A 16,367-nucleotide genomic window follows, 5' to 3' on the forward strand; every position below is an offset into this window, starting at 1 on the left:
GAACCTCGAATTACTTTACGCGAGAGGGGCCCAGAGTTCCAAATCGAGAGCCATGTAATCTGCCCGACTAGACCGGTCTACGTGACCTTGATCACAAAAAGACCAGCGCTCGGAGATATTAAACCTTGATTTTCCGGGGATTTTGGATCTCGGCTCCATCGTCAACCCGTATTTGGGCCTGAAACTGAATCACCCGCGAGACCTAGCATTTAGGACACACCACTGAACCCGAGGAAGGGAACCGTAATGGGCGATCTGGCGCGACTGCCGCTGCTTGAGAAAGCACCCACCACACATGCTCGACTGCTGGCATGGGTTGAAGAGGTTGCTGAACTGACCCAGCCGGACCGGATCCACTGGGTTGATGGCTCGGAAGAAGAGAACACCCGGCTCACGGACGAGCTCGTGGCGGCCGGCACCCTGACCCGGCTGAATGAGAAGCTGTTCCCGAATTCCTTCGCGGCATTCTCAGATCCCGCCGACGTCGCCCGCGTCGAGGAGCAGACCTTCATCTGTTCCGAGAACGAACGCGATGCGGGCTTCACCAACAACTGGATGGCTCCGGCGGAGATGAAGGAGAAGCTGCGCGGCCTGTTCAGCGGCTCCATGCGCGGCCGCACCATGTACGTCATCCCCTTCGTCATGGGCCACCTCGACGCCGAGGACCCGAAGTTCGGCGTGGAGATCACGGACAGCGCCTACGTTGTCGCCTCCATGCGCATCATGGCCACGATCGGCACCGACGTGCTGAACAAGATCACCGCCACCAACGCCTTCTTCGTCCCGGCCCTGCACTCCCTGGGCGCCCCCCTGGCCCCGGGGCAGGCTGACGTCGCCTGGCCGTGCAACCCGGACAAGTGGATCGTGCACTTCCCGGAGGAGCGTTCCATCTGGTCCTTCGGCTCCGGTTACGGCGGCAACGCCCTGCTCGGCAAGAAGTGCTACGCCCTGCGCATCGCCTCGGTCATGGCCCGCGACGAGGGCTGGCTGGCCGAGCACATGCTCATCCTCAAGCTGACTTCGCCGGAGAAGAAGAACTACTACATTTCCGCGGCGTTCCCCTCCGCCTGCGGCAAGACCAACCTCGCCCTGCTCGACCCCACGATCGAGGGCTGGGACGTCGAAACCCTCGGCGACGACATCACCTGGATGCGGATCGGCAAGGAAGGCGAACTGCGCGCCACCAACCCCGAGGCCGGCCTGTTCGGCGTCGCCCCGGGCACCGGCTGGGGCACCAACCCCAACGCCATGCGTGCCATCGCCAAGGGCCACAGCATCTTCACGAACGTTGCCCTCACGGACGACGGCGGCGTGTGGTGGGAAGGCATGACCGACGAGGTCCCCGCGCACCTGACCGACTGGCAGGGCAACGACTGGACCCCGGCGTCGGACCAGCCTGCCGCGCACCCGAACTCCCGCTTCTGCACCCCGATTTCGCAGGTCGACATGCTGGCCGAGGAGTACTACAGCCCGGAGGGTGTGGAGCTCTCCGCGATCCTCTTCGGCGGCCGGCGCAAGACCACGGTGCCGCTGGTGACCCAGGCCCGCAGCTGGACCAACGGCATCTTCATGGGCTCGACGCTCTCCTCGGAGACCACGGCCGCCGCGGCCGGACAGGTCGGTGTGCTTCGCCGTGACCCGATGGCCATGCTGCCGTTCATCGGCTACGACGCCGGCGACTACCTGAAGCACTGGATCAGCGTCTCCGGCAAGGCCAACCCGGAGCGGCTGCCGCACATTTTCCTGGTGAACTGGTTCCGCCGCACGGCTGACGGCGGTTTCGCGTGGCCCGGCTTCGGCGACAATGCCCGTGTCCTCAAGTGGGCCATTGAGCGCATCGAGGGTAAGGCCGACGCGGTGGAGACTCCCATCGGCTTCGTTCCGACCGGCCATTCGCTGGACCTCACCGGCCTGGACCTGACCCACGCCCACGTCGAGGACGCCGTCCGCGTGGACCGCGAGGAATGGGACGCCGAGCTGGCCTCCATCGAGGAGTGGTACGCAAAGTTTGGCGACTCGCTGCCGGACGCGCTGCGCGCCGAGCTCGACTCGCTCAAGGAACGGATGTCCGCGCACTAGCAGGCGGCTGATCCAACGACGGCGGCCCCGCACCTTGTATATGGTGGGGGGCCGCCGTCGTTCCCTCATCGATTGTCCCCACCGGTTCCCTAGCCCCACAAGTTCGGCTGGGGAACCCTCCCGGCGTGGCCCCACCGCGGATGCCCTTTTGAGGCCTCAGAACGGCCGTTGCGGAGCAGCCGATGAGTCATGGCGGGGCCCCGGTGGCTGCCGGGACCAAGGCCCCTAGCCTGTAGTCGGGAGCGGCCGTAGGCTCGTCGCATTCATCAGCCGGGCCTGACGCTGACTGCCAGGGATGCGGGGAACATCCCGGGCGCGCGGCGGCGTGCCCTCCGCCTGCCCCGGCAGGCGAAACCCCAGGAGCACTCATGCTTGTCACCGAGGATATCCAGGCCCTGTCCGAAGCTGTCAGCGGAACGGTCGCTTTGCCGGACAGCCCAGAATTCGCGGCCGAGACGTTCGCGTTCAACGCCGCTACCGTCCACCGGCCCGACGTCGTCCTGGGCGCCAGCACCGCCCAGGACGTCGCGGCCGGGGTCAAATGGGCGGCGGAACGCCGGCTGCCGGTGGCGGTCCAGTCCACCGGGCACGGCGCCGACTCAGTGGTCGAGGGCGGCCTGCTGATTAACACCAGGCGGTTGCAGGAGCTGCACATCGACCCGGTGGAGCGCACCGCGAGGGTGGGGGCAGGAGTGAAGTGGCGCAGCGTCCTGGAAGCGAGCGTTCCGCTCGGGCTGGTGGGACTGCACGGCTCGAGTACCGACGTCGGCGTCGTGGGATACACCGTCGGCGGCGGGCTTCCAGTGCTGGGCCGCGCCCACGGCTTTGCCGCTGATCATGTCCGGAGCATGGAAGTGGTCACCGCGGACGGTGCGTTGCGCCGGATTGACGCCGAGGCCGAAGCCGAGCTGTTCGCGATGATGCTCGGCGGCAAGGGCAACTTCGGGATCGTGACCGAACTCGAATTCAGCCTCTTTCCGCTGGGCGAGTTCTACGGCGGCGGCATCATCTATCCGGGTGCCGATGCCGGCCTCATCCTGGCGGCGTTCCGGGAGTGGTTGCCTACGCTGCCGGAAGACGCCTCGCCCTCGATTTCGCTGCTGCGGCTGCCCGACATGGAGTTCGTCCCCGCGCCGCTGCGGGGCCAGTTTGTGGTGCACCTCCGCTTCGCCTTTCTGGGGAACCGCGAGGCCGGCGATGCGCTGCTGGCCCCGATGCGCGCCGTTTCGAGCCCGTTGATGGATACGGCCGGCCCCATGAGCTACCTGGACGTTGACCAGATCCACATGGATCCGGCGGATCCGCTCCCTTTCACAGCCGGCGGAGCGCTGCTGAAGGATCTCGGCGACAGTACCCTGGCGGAGTTGCTGAACCACACCGGCGAAGGCTCGGACTGTCCGCTCCTCCTGGTCGAAATCCGGCCGCTGGGTGGCGCCTTGGCCCGTGCCGGGGCGCTGCCGAACGCCGTGTCGGGGCGGGACGCGGCATTCCTGCTCTTCCTGCTCGGGTTCAAGATGCCCCCGGTCGCCGAGGCCGTCTCGGCAGCCATCCGCACGGTCCTGGCCGCGATGGCTCCGCACTCGACGGGTTTTACCCTGGTCAACTTCCACGGCGAACCCGGCGATGAGGCTGACCGTTCCAGGGCATGGTCGCCCGCCGTCTATGAACGGATGAGGGCCGTGAAGTCCAGCTACGACCCCGGCAATCTCCTGCGGTTCGGCCACGCGATCACCGGTGTGCCGTCGTTCTTTCATCGATTGCTAGGGAGTCAGTTGGCGAGCCAGATGTCCGGCCCGAAGACCTCGTAGTGGATCTTGGTGGCGGGGATGCCCGCATTGATGGCCTCGTTGCGGATGTTCTTCATGAACGGCAGCGGACCGCACAGGTACAGCGAGGCGTTGGCCGGCAGGTCCACGTCGCGCAGCGACATGAAGCCTTCCTTCGCCCCCGCCTCCGGCCGCTCGAGCCAGAGCTGCAACTCGGCCGCTTCCAGGCGCTCGACGTCGTCCGTCATCTGGGAGCGCAGCGCCCAGCTGTCCAGGGTGCTTTCCGCGTGCAGGACCAGCACCTGTCGGTCCGAACCGGCCTCGGCAAGGGCGCGCAGGATCGAAGCCGACGGCGTGCAGCCGATGCCGGCCGACGCCAGGACCACGGGGCCCTCGCTCTCCTTGAGGGTGATTTCGCCGTAGGGGTTGGAGATCTCGAGGATGTCCCCGACCTCGACGTGGTGGTGCAGCACGGGGGAGACCTCGCCGCCGTCGTCGAGCTTGGTGGTGAAGCTACGGCTGGTGCCGGCGTCGCCGGAGAGCGAGTACTGGCGGACCTGGCGCAAGCCCTCCGGCAGGGTGACCTTGACGCTGACGTACTGGCCGGGGAGGGCCGGGGTGATGGGGGTGTCGTTGGCCGGTTCCAGGGTGAACGTCATGGAGCCGGTGCCGGCGGGGGTCTTCGCGGCGACCTTCCACGGGGACCACATCTTGCCGTTGGCCTGGCCGGCGTAGAGGCCCTTCTCGAGCTTGATCAGCGCGTCGGCCATAAGCCAGTAGACCTCGGTCCAGGCCTCGGCGATTTCCGGGGTGATGACCTCGGCCAGGTCTTCGGCGATGGCGGCGAAGAGGTGCTCGTAGACCACCTGGTACTGCGGCTCGGTGATGCCGAGCGAGGCGTGGCGGTGCGCGATGCGCGACAGCACGGTCTCCGGCAGGGTGCCCGGGTTGCTGACGAGGTGGCTGGCGAAAGCGGCGATGCTCCCGGCCAGGGCCTGCTGCTGGTTGCCGGAGCGCTGGTTGGAGCGGCTGAACAGCCCGTCCAGCAGCTCGGGGTGGGCGCCGAAGAGCCGGGCGTAGAACTTGGGGGTGATATCGCCGATCCGGGAACCGACCAGCGGCAGGGTGGCCTCGATGACGGGGAAGGACTTGTCCGAGAGCATGCTGACTCCTGAGATAGTGGCCCGGGGTCTTCAACCGGACCGTTTCTGAAATACCTGCATTTGAAATACGAGTATTTATGCCTCAGTTCTACACGGCGTAGAAAACGGTTGCAAATCGGGTGACGCCCGGGCGGGGCGGACTCCGGAGGGGGATCGCGGCCTCGGATGCCGGGGCCGCGCCTGGTTAGAGGCTGGCTACAGGCCCGGGCGCAGGCCGATGGCCTGGAAGACTGGATTCATTTGCCGGGAGGTCGGCAGCGAAGCGACGACAATGTCATCAAGCTCACGGTAGAACGCCTCACGCGCGCGGCCCAGGGCGCTGCGCAGCCGGCACTCGTTGATGAGCGGGCAGGCGCCCGCGGCAGCCACGCAGTCCGCCGGGTCGGTCCGGGTGTCCAGTGCGCGCAGCAGCTGCCCGACGGTGGCGGCCCGGCCGGCGCCGCTGAGCCGGGACCCGCCATTGCGGCCGCGTTCGACGTCGATCAGGCCGAGTTCGCGCAGCTTTGCCATTGCCTTGCTGACGTGGTTGTAGGGCGTGCCGACGGCGTCCGCGATGCTCTGGGTGGTGAGCAGTTCGCCGTCGGCTGCGGCCGCGAGCACCATCATCGCGCGCAGGCTCACGTCCGCGAAGGCGTTGATCTTCATGGCACCGGCTTGGTCTAGTCCACCCAGACGGCGGGTTCGTTGGTGTCGGCGGAAAGCTCGCCAAACTCCAGCTCGTGCGTCGCCGGGTTCGCGCCGTAGGGCAGTACCGCTGCGAAGACGGAGCCGTCCTGGTGCTCGGCGGCCACGTGGATCGCGTCCGAGTCCTCTTCCAGCAGGGTGATGTCACAGACGATCGCGGCGGCGCGGAACTCGTCCCGGTGCTGCCGGAGCAGCTCGGTGAGGTCGTTGATCATGCCGTCGGCGTCGAAATCGGCGTCGCTGTCCCCGGCTGCGTCTGCCGGGGTGACAGCCACCAGGCGGACTTCGCCGTCGTTCTCCACCACCAGGGCGAAGGGCAGGAAGCCGCCGTTGCGCTCGAGCTGCTCCTGGGCCGCCCCCACTCCGGTGCCGAGCAGGTTCTCCAGGTCGGTGGCGATGGCATCCGGCACCGAGCCGCGCCAGGAGTCCTCAGCCGGATCCGCCGGCTGCAGGACGGCCCCCTGGGTCTCCGGTGAATCGGTCATGGCGATCAGCCCCGGACCAGGGCCAGGACCCGGTCGCGGACGCGTTCCATGGTTTCCTGGTCCGTGGCCTCGACGTTCAGGCGGAGGAACGGCTCGGTATTGGACGGGCGCAGGTTGAACCAGTAGCTTCCGTCGGCGGCGATGAAAGTGCTGCCGTCGAGGTAGTCCACCTCAACGTCTTCGTCGTAGAAGTCCACGCGGACACGCTCCACGGCGGCGGCCTTGTCCTCGATTTCCGAGTTGATCTCGCCGGAGGACTTGTAGGGCTCGTATTCGCGGCCGAGCTCCGACAGCGGGCCGTCCTGCTCGCCGAGGGCAGCCAGGACGTGCATGGCGGCCAGCATGCCGGTGTCCGCATTCCAGAAATCGCGGAAGTAGAAGTGGGCGGAGTGCTCGCCCCCGAAGATCGCACCTTCGGCCGCCATCACGGCCTTGATGAAGGAGTGTCCCACCCGGGTGCGGAACGCGCGGCCGCCGTCGTTGACCACCAGTTCGGGCACCGCCCGCGAGGTCAGCAGGTTGTGGATAATCGTCGGCGTTTCCTCGCCGTTGGCCTTGGCGCGGGCGATCTCGCGGCGCGCCACCATGCCGGTGACGGCCGACGGCGAGACCGGCTCGCCCTTTTCGTCGATCACGAAGCAGCGGTCGGCGTCGCCGTCGAACGCCAGGCCGATGTCCGCGCCGTGCTCGACGACGGCGGCCTGCAGGTCGCGCAGGTTTTCCGGCTCCAGCGGGTTGGCCGGGTGGTTCGGGAAAGATCCGTCGAGCTCGAAGTAGAGCGGGATGATCTCGAGCGGCAGCTTGGGCAGCAGCGTGTCACCCAGCACGGCGGGGGTCGTCATGCCGGCCATGCCGTTGCCGGCGTCCACCACGACCTTGAGCGGTCGGGATCCGCTGAGGTCAACGAGGCTGCGCAGGTACTCGGAGTAGTCCTTGAGGACGTCCCGCACGCTGATCAGGCCGCGGGGGCCGTTCGCGGGGATGGTGCCGGCGTTGAGGTATTCCTCGGCCAGGGCCTGGATCTCCTTCAAACCGGTTTCGGAGGAGATCGGCACGGCGCCGGCCTTGGCCATCTTGATGCCGTTGTACTCGGCCGGGTTGTGGCTTGCGGTGAACGTGGCGCCGGCAGCGTTCAGGGCGCCGCAAGCGTAGTACAGCTCGTCCGTGGAGATCAGGTCGAGCAGCTGGACGTTGGCGCCGCGGGTTGCCGCGCCGTTGGCGAAGGCCCGGCTGAACTCGGGGGAGGAGGGGCGCATGTCGCCGCCGACCAGTACTGTCTGCCCGGCCAGGTCCAGGACGTCCACGAAGGCAGCCCCGACGGCTTCGACGATTTCCGCGGTGATGGATTCGCCCACAATTCCGCGCACGTCGTAGGCCTTGAAGGAAGCCGAGAGGTCAAAAGTCTTCGTCTGGTCGCTAGTCACGGCTCCCATCTTACGTGGAAGCTGCCGCGGACCGTCCGCGCCGGCCGCGTATGTGGATACGGATTGTCCACATACGACTCCGCCCGCTTCGTGGCTGTCGGAGGGGACTGGGATACTGAAGCAATGGCCAATAACCAGAACGCTGCAGTCCTTTCCGCCCCCGAGTCACCCTCCGCCGGGGGTACTGGGACGCGTGAGCAGGCCCAGACGGTGCTGCGCGAACTTGTGGGGCACCCGGATGCTGAGTTCCACGACGGCCAGTTCGAGGCTATCGAGGCCCTCGTGGACGGCGGCCGGCGCGCCCTTGTCGTGCAGCGCACCGGCTGGGGCAAGTCGGCCGTGTACTTCGTCGCGTCCTTGCTGCTGCGCCGCCGCGGAGCGGGCCCGACGCTGATCGTGTCCCCGCTGCTGGCGTTGATGCGGGACCAGGTCGCCGCCGCCGCGCGGGCCGGGGTCCGGGCCGTGGCCATCAACTCGGCAAACCAGCTCGACTGGGACACCGTCCGCGAACAGCTCGCGGCCGACGAGGTGGACGTGCTCCTCGTGTCCCCGGAGCGGCTCACCAACCCGTCGTTCCGGGAGAACCAGCTGCCTGAGCTGGTCCGCCGGACCGGGCTGCTGGTGATCGATGAGGCGCACTGCATCTCGGACTGGGGCCACGACTTCCGGCCGGACTACCGGCGGATCGCCGACCTGATCACCCAGTTGCCGGACAGCGTCCCGGTCCTGGCCACCACCGCCACCGCCAACTCGCGGGTGGTGCACGACATCGAGGAACAGCTCGGTGAGGGCGTGCTGACCATCCGCGGCGCCCTGGGCCGTGAGTCCCTGCGGCTGGGCGTGCTGCGGCTGCCCGACTCCCGGGAGCGGCTGGGCTGGCTGCTTACCCACCTGAAGGACCTTCCCGGCAGCGGCATCATCTACACCCTCACCGTGTCGGCGGCGGAGGACACCGCCCGGCTCCTGGCCGAGGCCGGCCACGAAGTGCTCGCCTACACCGGCCGGACCGACCCCGCGGACCGGGAACGCGCCGAGCAGCTGCTCAAGGACAACCAGGTGAAGGCGCTGGTGGCCACCTCCGCCCTCGGCATGGGCTTCGATAAGCCGGACCTTGGCTTCGTGGTGCACCTCGGGGCGCCGTCGTCCCCGGTGGCCTACTACCAGCAGGTCGGCCGTGCCGGCCGCGGCGCGGCAAACGCCGACGTGCTGCTCCTGCCCGGCTCCGAGGACCGGGACATCTGGCAGTATTTCGCCACCGCGTCGATGCCCTCGGAAGAAAAGGCCTCTGCGGTCCTGACCGCGCTGGCCGAGGCCGGCACCGCGGTGTCCACCGTGGCGCTTGAGGCCCGGGTGGACCTGCGCCGGACGCCGCTGGAGCTTTTGCTGAAGGTGCTGGCCGTGGACGGGGCCGTCGAGCGCGTGGGCGGCGGGTGGCGTTCCACCGGCCAGCCGTGGACCTACGACGCCGAGCGGTACCGCCGGATTGCGGAGGCACGCGTTGACGAGCAGGACTCCATGGTGATCTACCAGGACACCGCCGGCTGCCGGATGGAGTACATCACCTCGGTGCTCGACGACGAGACCGCCACCGCCTGCGGCCGCTGCGACAACTGCGCCGGCCGGTGGTTCCCCGCCGACATTGCCGCCGACGCCACCGAAACGGCGGGCGCGACACTGAACCGGGCCGGCATGGTGCTGGAACCGCGGCTGCAGTGGCCCAGCGGTATGGACCGCCTCGGCGTGAACGTAAAGGGCAAGATCAAGCCGGAGGAAAGCCTGGCCAATGGACGGGTGCTGGCGCGGCTGACAGATCTGGGCTGGGGCGGCGCGCTGCGCGAGACCTTCGCCGCGGGTGCCCCCGACCGGGCCGTGGACCCCGGCATGCTGCGGGCCTGCGTGCAGGTCCTCCGCGAATGGGGCAGCGGCGACGCGCGCAACCCCGGCTGGAGCGGCGCTGGCCGTCCGGCCGCGATCGTCAGCGTCCCGTCCCGGGGCAAGCCCGAATTGGTGGAGTCGCTGGCGCGCGGTATCTCCGAGATCGGCCGCATCCCGTACCTGGGCCAGCTGCAGCTTGCCCACGGCGGCCCCACGGGCGGCCGCGGCGGAAACAGCGCCTACCGTCTCGCCGGGGTCTGGGACCGGGTCGTGGTGGGGCCCGAGCTGGCCGCGGCGCTGGACGGCATCCAGGGCCAGAGCGTCATGCTGGTGGACGATCTGGTGGACAGCCGCTGGACCGTCACCGTGGCCGGACGTGCCCTGCGGCTCGCAGGCGCCGGGGCAGTGCTGCCGCTCGTGCTCGGCCAGGCGGGCTGAGCCGAGGCCATCCCGGGCAGGGCTTTTAGCAGCGCTTTTAGCCGCGTGCTTAGCTGCGCGCGCTTCGTTGCGCGCGCTCAGCTGCTGCGCGGCCGCCCGGACTCCAGCACGGCCATGGCGGCGTTGTGGCCGCCGATGGCGCTGACGGCCCCGCCGCGGCGGGCCCCGGAACCGCAAAGCAGGAGTTGCGGATCGTCCGTAGCGACGCCCCAGCGCTGCGCCGGGGTGTCCAGGGGTGCGTCGTCGTCCACGAAAGGCCAGTCGAGGCCGCCGTGGAAGATGTTGCCGCGCGGCATGCCGACGGCGCGTTCGATATCCAGGGTGGTCTTGGTTTCGATGCACGGGCGGCCGTCCGGACCTGTCAGCAGCAGCTCCTCGACCGGCTCGGCGAGGACACTGTTGAGCGAACGCAGCACCGCGGCCTGCAACTCCGCCCGCCGGGCGTCGTTGTTCTGCGCGGTGACCAGCCGGTCCGGGACATGAAGGCCGAACACTGTGAGGGTATGCGCGCCGGCCGCCTGCAGCTCCGCGGACAGGATGCTTGGATCGGTCAACGAATGGCAGTAGATCTCGCACGGCAGGGGATCCGGAACAGCCCCTCCCGCGGCGGAGACGTACGCCGCATCCAGCTGGGACCACGTCTCGTTGATGTGGAACGTGCCGCCGAAAGCCGCTTCCGGACTGACGGCGTCGTCCAGCAGCCGGGGCAGCCGCTTGAGCAGCAGGTTCACCTTGACCTGGGCGCCCTCGCGGAGATGGTTCGGGTTCTGCGTGGCGTGCTTGGCGGGTGCAGTCCCGCCCTGCGCGGCCGCAATCGGACCGCCCGACGCAGCGTTGCGCAAGCGGTCCAGGACCACGGGGGCCACATTGGACAGGACCCACGGGGCGGAGACGGTGTGGTGGGCGCCGTCGTGCAGGTAGCTGACGACGCCGCCCGGGCGGACGGAGGTGGCCTCCGCAGAGGTGAGGATGGTCGCGCCCGCGACCCTGGCCGCACGTTCCAGCTCCCCGGACACCGCGCCCATCCCGCCCACGGGCACGTCCCAGTCACCGGTCCCGCCGCCGATCAGGTGGTACAGGAAACAGATGTTCTGCTGGAGGTCGGCGTCGTCGGCGCGGGCAAAGGTGCCGATCAGGGCGTCGGTCAGGACCACGCCGCGGACCAGGTCGTGCCGGAGTGCCTCGGCGATGGCGTGCCCGACCGGCTGCTCAACCATGGCCTCCCACGCCTCCGCGGCGCCGGCCAGGCGGGCGAGTGACTTCGCCGCCGACCGGGTGGGCAGCGGGGCCGTCATGGTGGGCCAGAGCGCCCGGGTGAGCCTCCCGCAGCTGGCGTAAAACTCGTTGAAGGCGCGGAACTCGTCGTCGGACGCCCCGATCGCACCGAACGAGGCGGCCGTGGACTCGGCGTCCTCATTGTCGATCAGGAGCGCCCGTCCGGGATTGGCCGGGTCCGGGGTGTACGAGGAGTACCGCCGCCGCGCCAGCGTGATCCTCAGACCAAGGTCGTCGATGATCTGCTGCGGCAGCAGGCTCACGAGGTAGGAATAACGCGAGAGCCGTGCCCCGACGCCGTCGAACGCCTGCGCGGACACCGCGGCGCCGCCGGGCTGGTCGAGCCTTTCGAGCAGCAGGACCTTCCGGCCGGCCTTGGCCAGGTACGCCGCCGCGGCCAGGCCGTTGTGGCCGCCGCCTACGATGATCGCGTCAAACGCGTGGTTGGTCGACATGCGCCCATCCTGCCATCCGGCCGGCCCGTCACGGACGAAGCTCGCCCGGGTGGAGGCGCAGAGCGGGACCAAGGGCCCCGGGAACGCAAAAGGCCCCGGTCCAGGACCGGGGCCAAACGCGGAGACGGGGGGATTTGAACCCCCGGTGGAGTTGTGCCCCACACTTCATTAGCAGTGAAGCCCATTCGGCCGCTCTGGCACGTCTCCAATTGCTATTACTAGCCAACCAAGGATACGCAGAAGGGGCCATGCAGTGCAAAACGGTCGACGCGGGGTCACTTACGGCCGGTCCAAGCGCCCGGGATGGGTCGTAAGTGACCCCGCGTTGCCCGTCCGTGGGAATTACACCTAGGCCGCCCGGCCCGCCAGGGCGCGCCAGAGGAAATGCTGGCTGCGGCTCTGCAGGGCTGCGGCCTGGCGGTTGTCCGAGGCGCCGGCGTGGCCGCCCTCGAGCGCTTCGTGGAACCAGACATTGGGGATGCCCATGGCCTGCATCCGGGCGGCCATCTTGCGGGCCTGCACGGGACCCACACGGTCATCCGAGGTGGCGGTCCAGATGAAGGTCTCCGGGTACTCCACCCCGTCGCGGAGCAGGTGGTAGGGCGAGAAGGTCCGGATGAACTCCCACTGCTCGGGCACATCGGGGTCGCCGTATTCGGCAATCCAGGAGTACCCCGCGGAGAGCTTGCTGTACCGGCGCATGTCCAGCAGCGGCACCCCGCAGGAGACGGCGCCGAACAGGTCCGGGTACTGGGTGAGCATGTTCCCCACCAGCAGGCCGCCATTGGAGCCGCCCACGCAGCCCAGCCGCTGGCGGGACGTCACGCCACGCGCGATCAGGTCCTGCGCCACGGCGGCGAAGTCCTCGTAGGCGCGGTGCCGCTTGTCCTGCAGCGCGGCGCGGTGCCACGACGGCCCGTACTCGCCGCCGCCGCGGATGTTCGCCACCACGTAAACGCCGCCCCGGCTGTGCGGCACGTCGCCCACGGCGCCCGCTGATTCCTCCGTGCGCCGCTCCAGCCAGGCCCGACCGACGGCGCCGCTGTAGGCAGGGGTGCGGGAAATCTCGAATCCGCCGTAGCCGGAGAGCTGCGTAGGGTTCTGCCCGTCCAGCACCAGGTCCTTCGCGGCGATCTGGAAGTAGGGCACACGCGTGCCGTCCGTGGACACGGCGAAGTGCTGCTGGACCTCGTAGGCGTCCTCGTCGAAGAACGACGGCGCGGTCCGGACCACCTCGTGCGTGCTGACGACGCCGTCCGCGCCGGCGCGCGTGAGCGTGCCGCGGGTCAGCGTGCTCGGCGTCGTAAACCCGGTGGCGACCAGCCAAAAGTCGTTCCCGGCCCCGCCACTCCCGTCGCCGTCGTCGTCGCTGCCGTCTTCATCGTCCACGGCGTAGGCGTTGACGTCATGCAGCGGCGGGCAGGCATCAAGCACGCTGGAGGCCCAGGCGACGTCCGCCCCGGGCCGTTGCGGATCGAGCACCCGGATCTCGGAGGAGACGTCGCGGAGCAGGTTCAACAGCAGGAAGTCCCGGGTCCAGCTCCAGGACTGCAGGGAGGTTTGCGCATCCGGGGTGAACAGCACGGACAGTTCCCGGCTGCCGGCCAGGAAGTCATCGAAGCGCGCCGCCAGCAGGGACCCGGCCGGGTAGCTCGTTCCGTCCAGGGTCCACTCGCCCTGCGGACGGAAAAGCAGCCATTCCCGGTGCGAGCTAAGGTTCACGTCCTCGGGCACGTCCAGCTCGACCCAGACGCCGTCGCGCAATACCGAGGTGCGCTTTTCGAAGAAGCTGATCCAGTCCACCGCGAAAGTCCGCTCGAAGCCGGGGGTGGAGTCGTGCGCCAGGAGCGCCATCATGTGATCTTCCGGAATTTCGAACAGCCGCTCGGCCGAGGCCAGGGACTCGCCGCGGCGCAGGACCACTCCGGTCCGGGCGTAGGAAGAGGTGGTGGTCGGCAGTCCCGCGGCCGTGCTGGCGACCAGCAGGGTGTCCGCGTCCAGCCACGAAACGTTGCCCTTCGCGGTCGGGAGGTCAAAGCCGCCCTCGGCCGGGTCGACAAAGCTGCGGGTCTCGACGTCGAACTCCCGGTAGCGGTTCGCGTCGCCGCCGTCGGGGGAGAGCGCCAGCAGGGCCAGCCGGTGCGGCTGCCCGGCCGCGGGGCGGAGGAAGCTGGCGCCGTGGAAGACCCATTCCTCGCCTTCGGCTGCGGCCAGGGCGTCGACATCGAGCAGGGTTTCCCACGCAGGGGAACCCGCCCGGTAGCTCTCCCAGTCCGTGCGCCGCCACAGGCCCTTGGGATTCTCGCGGTCCTTCCAGAAGTTGTAGTACCACTGGCCGTGCTTGCCCACCATGGCGATCCGGTCGGTGGAGTCCAGCACCTCCAGGATCCGGTCTTCGAGTTCGCCGTACTCGGCATCCTCCAGCAGTTCCTCGGTGCGGGCATTTTGTTCCCGGACCCAGGCCAGTTGTTCCTCGCCGTAGATTTCCTCCAGCCAGATGTTCTCATCGACGGGTTCGGGGGCGGTCCCGGAAAGCGCGCCGGAGGGCTCGCCGGGCGCGGTGGGGTACTCAGCTGAAGTGGTGGTCATGGGCCCATCCAAGCAACACCGGTGCCGGGCAGGCAAGTCAAGGCGGCAGCGCGGATGCGGATACGCTGGATGCCGTGGGTAAATCGCAGAGCATCCGGACGGCACTGATTGGCGCCGGTCCCCGGGGTACCAGCGCGCTGGAGCGGTTGCTCGCCAACTGGGCCCCGACCACCCCTGAAGCCTGCCTGCACATCGACGTGATCGACCCTTATCCCGCGGGCCCCGGCCACGTCTGGCAGCCCGGACAGTCCCGTCTCTACCTGATGAACACCCAGTCCTTCTATCCCACGGTGGTCCCGGAGGATCCGGAGCTTGCGGTGCCGCTGGCCGGGCGCACCTTTGACCAGTGGCGGGAGCTGCAGCGGAAGGATCCGGACCCGGCATTGTCGGCCGATGAACGCACCGAGTTGTCCGGCCTGGGTTCCGCCGGCTTCCCCAGCCGTGCGCTGTACGGCCGCTACCTGAGGTCCACGCTCGAGGAGCTGCTGGAGAAGCTGCCCGCCGGGGTCACCGTGGATTTCCATCAGACCACCGCGACGTCGGTCCGGCCGGCCGCGGGCCCCGGGAACGCGGGGTTCGACGTCGCACTCGCCGACGGGACCGAGCTCACCGTCGGGTCCGTGGTGCTGGCGCTCGGCCACCTGGACTCCCGTCTCAACCCGGAGCAGCGTGAGCTCCAGGCGGCGGCGGACGAACTCGGGCTGAAGTACCTGCCGCCGGCCGCCCCGGCCGACGTTGATTGGTCCGGAATTCCCGCCGTCCAGCCGGTGCTGGTGCGGGGCATGGGCCTGAACTTCTTCGACGTGATGGGCCAGCTGACCGAGGGTCGCGGCGGCAAATTCCTGCCCGCACCGGACGGGGCGGGGCTGACGTACCTGCCGTCCGGCCGGGAACCGTCCATCATCGCCGCCTCGCGCCGCGGAACCCCGTACCGGGCGAAGGCGACCCTGGCCGGCTACTACCCGGCAGCGGTGTCGCTGAGGTACTGCACCGAGGATGCGCTCGCCAAGTTTGCCGCCGCCGGTATCCTGCCCGCTTTCGACCACGACCTGTGGCCGCTGCTGCACCGGGATGTCGTGTGGGCCTACTACTCCACCCTGGCGCGCACGCACCCGGACGCCGTGGGCGCGGACCCGGCCGGCTTCCTGGCCGGACTGGAGGAGGCGCTGCAGCCGCACGCCCACTCCACCGTGAAGTGGGAAGAGGCCGCCGGCGCGGTGATCGACGCCCACGTCCGCCCTGCCTACCGGCTGGACCTGCTGGGACTTGCCGCGCCGCTGGCGGGCCGCAGCTTCGCGTCCCGGGCGGAACTGGATGCCGCCGTCGTCGACTATCTGCTCGACGACGCGAGGCGCTCCGCGCTCGGTGAGGACGATCCGGTGAAGATGGCGATCGGCGCCCTGCATCACGGCCGGGCAGTGCTGAAGACGGCCGTGGCCGACGGCGGCATCACCGAACAGTCCTGGGTCGCCGGCCTGCGCGGCTGGTTTGAGTCCTTCGTGGAAGGGCTCGCGAGCGGCCCGCCGGCCCTCCGTGCCGAGCAGCTTGCGGCCCTGGCCCGCGCCGGCGTGGTCAGCTTCGTGGGACCGGACCCCAAGTTCGGCGTCGACCGCAAGGCCAGGGCGTTCACGGCCGCCTCCCCATGGGTGGCCGGGCGGGACGGCGGCGGCGGTGAGGCAGTACAGGCCGCGGTGCTGATTGAGGCGCTGGCCCCTGCCAACCGGGTGGCGATCAACGCGTCGCCGCTGCTGGAGCAGTTGCTCGCGGACGGCCTGGTGCGCCCGCGCCTCATGATGAGCGTGGAAGGCACGCCCGTGCAGAGTTCCGGGCTGGAGGTGCTCCCGCATCCCTACCGGCCCGTCGGTGCGAACGGATCGGTCACGGAGGGGATCTACGTGCTGGGCCTGCAGCTCTCCGCCGCGCAATGGGGCACCGCCATCGCCGCGGAGGCGCGGCAGCAGCAGGGGCCGGTCTACCGCAGCGGACAGCGCACGCTGCGCGACGCTGACGAGATTGCCCGGGACATCCTCGGCCGGTAGCGCCCTGGTTCTCGGCGCCGGGGTGGATGCCGCGGGTTTCGGAGCGTTCATCCGGGTCCGGATCCAGTCCGAGGGATAGTGCCTCATCCGCCACA

Annotated in this window: 10 protein-coding genes and 1 tRNA gene; 4 read left to right on the forward strand and 7 right to left on the reverse strand. The window is 69.1% G+C overall.

The window, feature by feature from the left end:
• The first annotated feature begins 246 nt into the window (after positions 1–246).
• Both AC1DGE_RS14880 and AC1DGE_RS14885 read left to right on the forward strand, forming a co-directional pair.
• Positions 247–2,079, forward strand: coding sequence for a phosphoenolpyruvate carboxykinase (GTP) (locus AC1DGE_RS14880; RefSeq protein ID WP_476917697.1), 1,833 nt, complete (start codon positions 247–249; stop codon positions 2,077–2,079).
• Between the two features lie 368 nt (positions 2,080–2,447).
• Complete coding sequence (locus tag AC1DGE_RS14885) at positions 2,448–3,887, forward strand: FAD-binding oxidoreductase (protein WP_441419010.1); 1,440 nt, start codon at positions 2,448–2,450, stop codon at positions 3,885–3,887.
• Here AC1DGE_RS14885 and AC1DGE_RS14890 read toward each other — a convergent pair.
• The 4 genes from AC1DGE_RS14890 to AC1DGE_RS14905 all read right to left on the reverse strand — a co-directional run bounded on the left by AC1DGE_RS14890 (position 3,848) and on the right by AC1DGE_RS14905 (position 7,601).
• A complete protein-coding gene (locus AC1DGE_RS14890; protein WP_476917698.1) occupies positions 3,848–5,008 on the reverse strand; it encodes a globin domain-containing protein in 1,161 nt (386 codons plus the stop codon). The two genes, AC1DGE_RS14885 and AC1DGE_RS14890, sit on opposite strands and share 40 nt — an antisense overlap.
• Positions 5,009–5,203: 195 nt before the next feature.
• On the reverse strand, positions 5,204–5,653 hold the full coding sequence (locus AC1DGE_RS14895; protein WP_441419012.1) for an RrF2 family transcriptional regulator: 450 nt from the start codon (positions 5,651–5,653) through the stop codon (positions 5,204–5,206).
• Between the two features lie 14 nt (positions 5,654–5,667).
• Positions 5,668–6,177: a hypothetical protein gene (locus tag AC1DGE_RS14900; protein WP_476917699.1), complete on the reverse strand. Its 510-nt coding sequence runs from the start codon at positions 6,175–6,177 to the stop codon at positions 5,668–5,670.
• A gap of 5 nt (positions 6,178–6,182) precedes the next feature.
• Positions 6,183–7,601, reverse strand: a complete 1,419-nt coding sequence (locus tag AC1DGE_RS14905) for a phosphomannomutase/phosphoglucomutase (RefSeq protein WP_441419014.1) — start codon at positions 7,599–7,601, stop codon at positions 6,183–6,185.
• A 123-nt stretch (positions 7,602–7,724) separates the two neighbouring features.
• Between AC1DGE_RS14905 and AC1DGE_RS14910 the strand changes: the two genes are divergently transcribed.
• A complete protein-coding gene (locus AC1DGE_RS14910; protein WP_476917700.1) occupies positions 7,725–9,914 on the forward strand; it encodes a RecQ family ATP-dependent DNA helicase in 2,190 nt (729 codons plus the stop codon).
• Between the two features lie 77 nt (positions 9,915–9,991).
• Here AC1DGE_RS14910 and AC1DGE_RS14915 read toward each other — a convergent pair whose 3' ends face one another.
• The 3 genes from AC1DGE_RS14915 to AC1DGE_RS14925 all read right to left on the reverse strand — a co-directional run bounded on the left by AC1DGE_RS14915 (position 9,992) and on the right by AC1DGE_RS14925 (position 14,233).
• The gene (locus AC1DGE_RS14915; RefSeq protein WP_476917701.1) at positions 9,992–11,644 is read right to left on the reverse strand and encodes a phytoene desaturase family protein; all 1,653 of its coding nucleotides are present in this window, start codon (positions 11,642–11,644) and stop codon (positions 9,992–9,994) included.
• Positions 11,645–11,763: 119 nt separating this feature from the next.
• Positions 11,764–11,851 (reverse strand) — tRNA-Ser (locus AC1DGE_RS14920).
• A gap of 141 nt (positions 11,852–11,992) precedes the next feature.
• Entirely contained in the window at positions 11,993–14,233 is a 2,241-nt protein-coding gene (locus AC1DGE_RS14925) for a prolyl oligopeptidase family serine peptidase (protein ID WP_476917702.1), read from the reverse strand.
• A gap of 74 nt (positions 14,234–14,307) precedes the next feature.
• Between AC1DGE_RS14925 and AC1DGE_RS14930 the strand changes: the two genes are divergently transcribed.
• Positions 14,308–16,272 carry an FAD/NAD(P)-binding protein gene (locus AC1DGE_RS14930; protein WP_476917703.1) on the forward strand — a complete coding sequence of 655 codons (1,965 nt, stop codon included), beginning with the start codon at positions 14,308–14,310 and terminating at the stop codon, positions 16,270–16,272.
• The last annotated feature ends 95 nt before the right edge of the window (positions 16,273–16,367 follow it).

The organism is Arthrobacter sp. 05N425 (genome assembly GCF_056397125.1).

Bases quoted from the DNA above. Each gene is read 5' to 3' on its own strand.
- AC1DGE_RS14885 (WP_441419010.1), top strand. From the start codon at position 2,448: ATGCTTGTCACCGAGGATATCCAGGCCCTGTCCGAAGCTGTCAGCGGA.
- AC1DGE_RS14900 (WP_476917699.1), bottom strand. From the start codon at position 6,177: ATGACCGATTCACCGGAGACCCAGGGGGCCGTCCTGCAGCCGGCGGAT.
- AC1DGE_RS14925 (WP_476917702.1), bottom strand. From the start codon at position 14,233: ATGACCACCACTTCAGCTGAGTACCCCACCGCGCCCGGCGAGCCCTCC.
- AC1DGE_RS14895 (WP_441419012.1), bottom strand. From the start codon at position 5,653: ATGAAGATCAACGCCTTCGCGGACGTGAGCCTGCGCGCGATGATGGTG.
- AC1DGE_RS14880 (WP_476917697.1), top strand. From the start codon at position 247: ATGGGCGATCTGGCGCGACTGCCGCTGCTTGAGAAAGCACCCACCACA.
- AC1DGE_RS14890 (WP_476917698.1), bottom strand. From the start codon at position 5,008: ATGCTCTCGGACAAGTCCTTCCCCGTCATCGAGGCCACCCTGCCGCTG.
- AC1DGE_RS14910 (WP_476917700.1), top strand. From the start codon at position 7,725: ATGGCCAATAACCAGAACGCTGCAGTCCTTTCCGCCCCCGAGTCACCC.
- AC1DGE_RS14915 (WP_476917701.1), bottom strand. From the start codon at position 11,644: ATGTCGACCAACCACGCGTTTGACGCGATCATCGTAGGCGGCGGCCAC.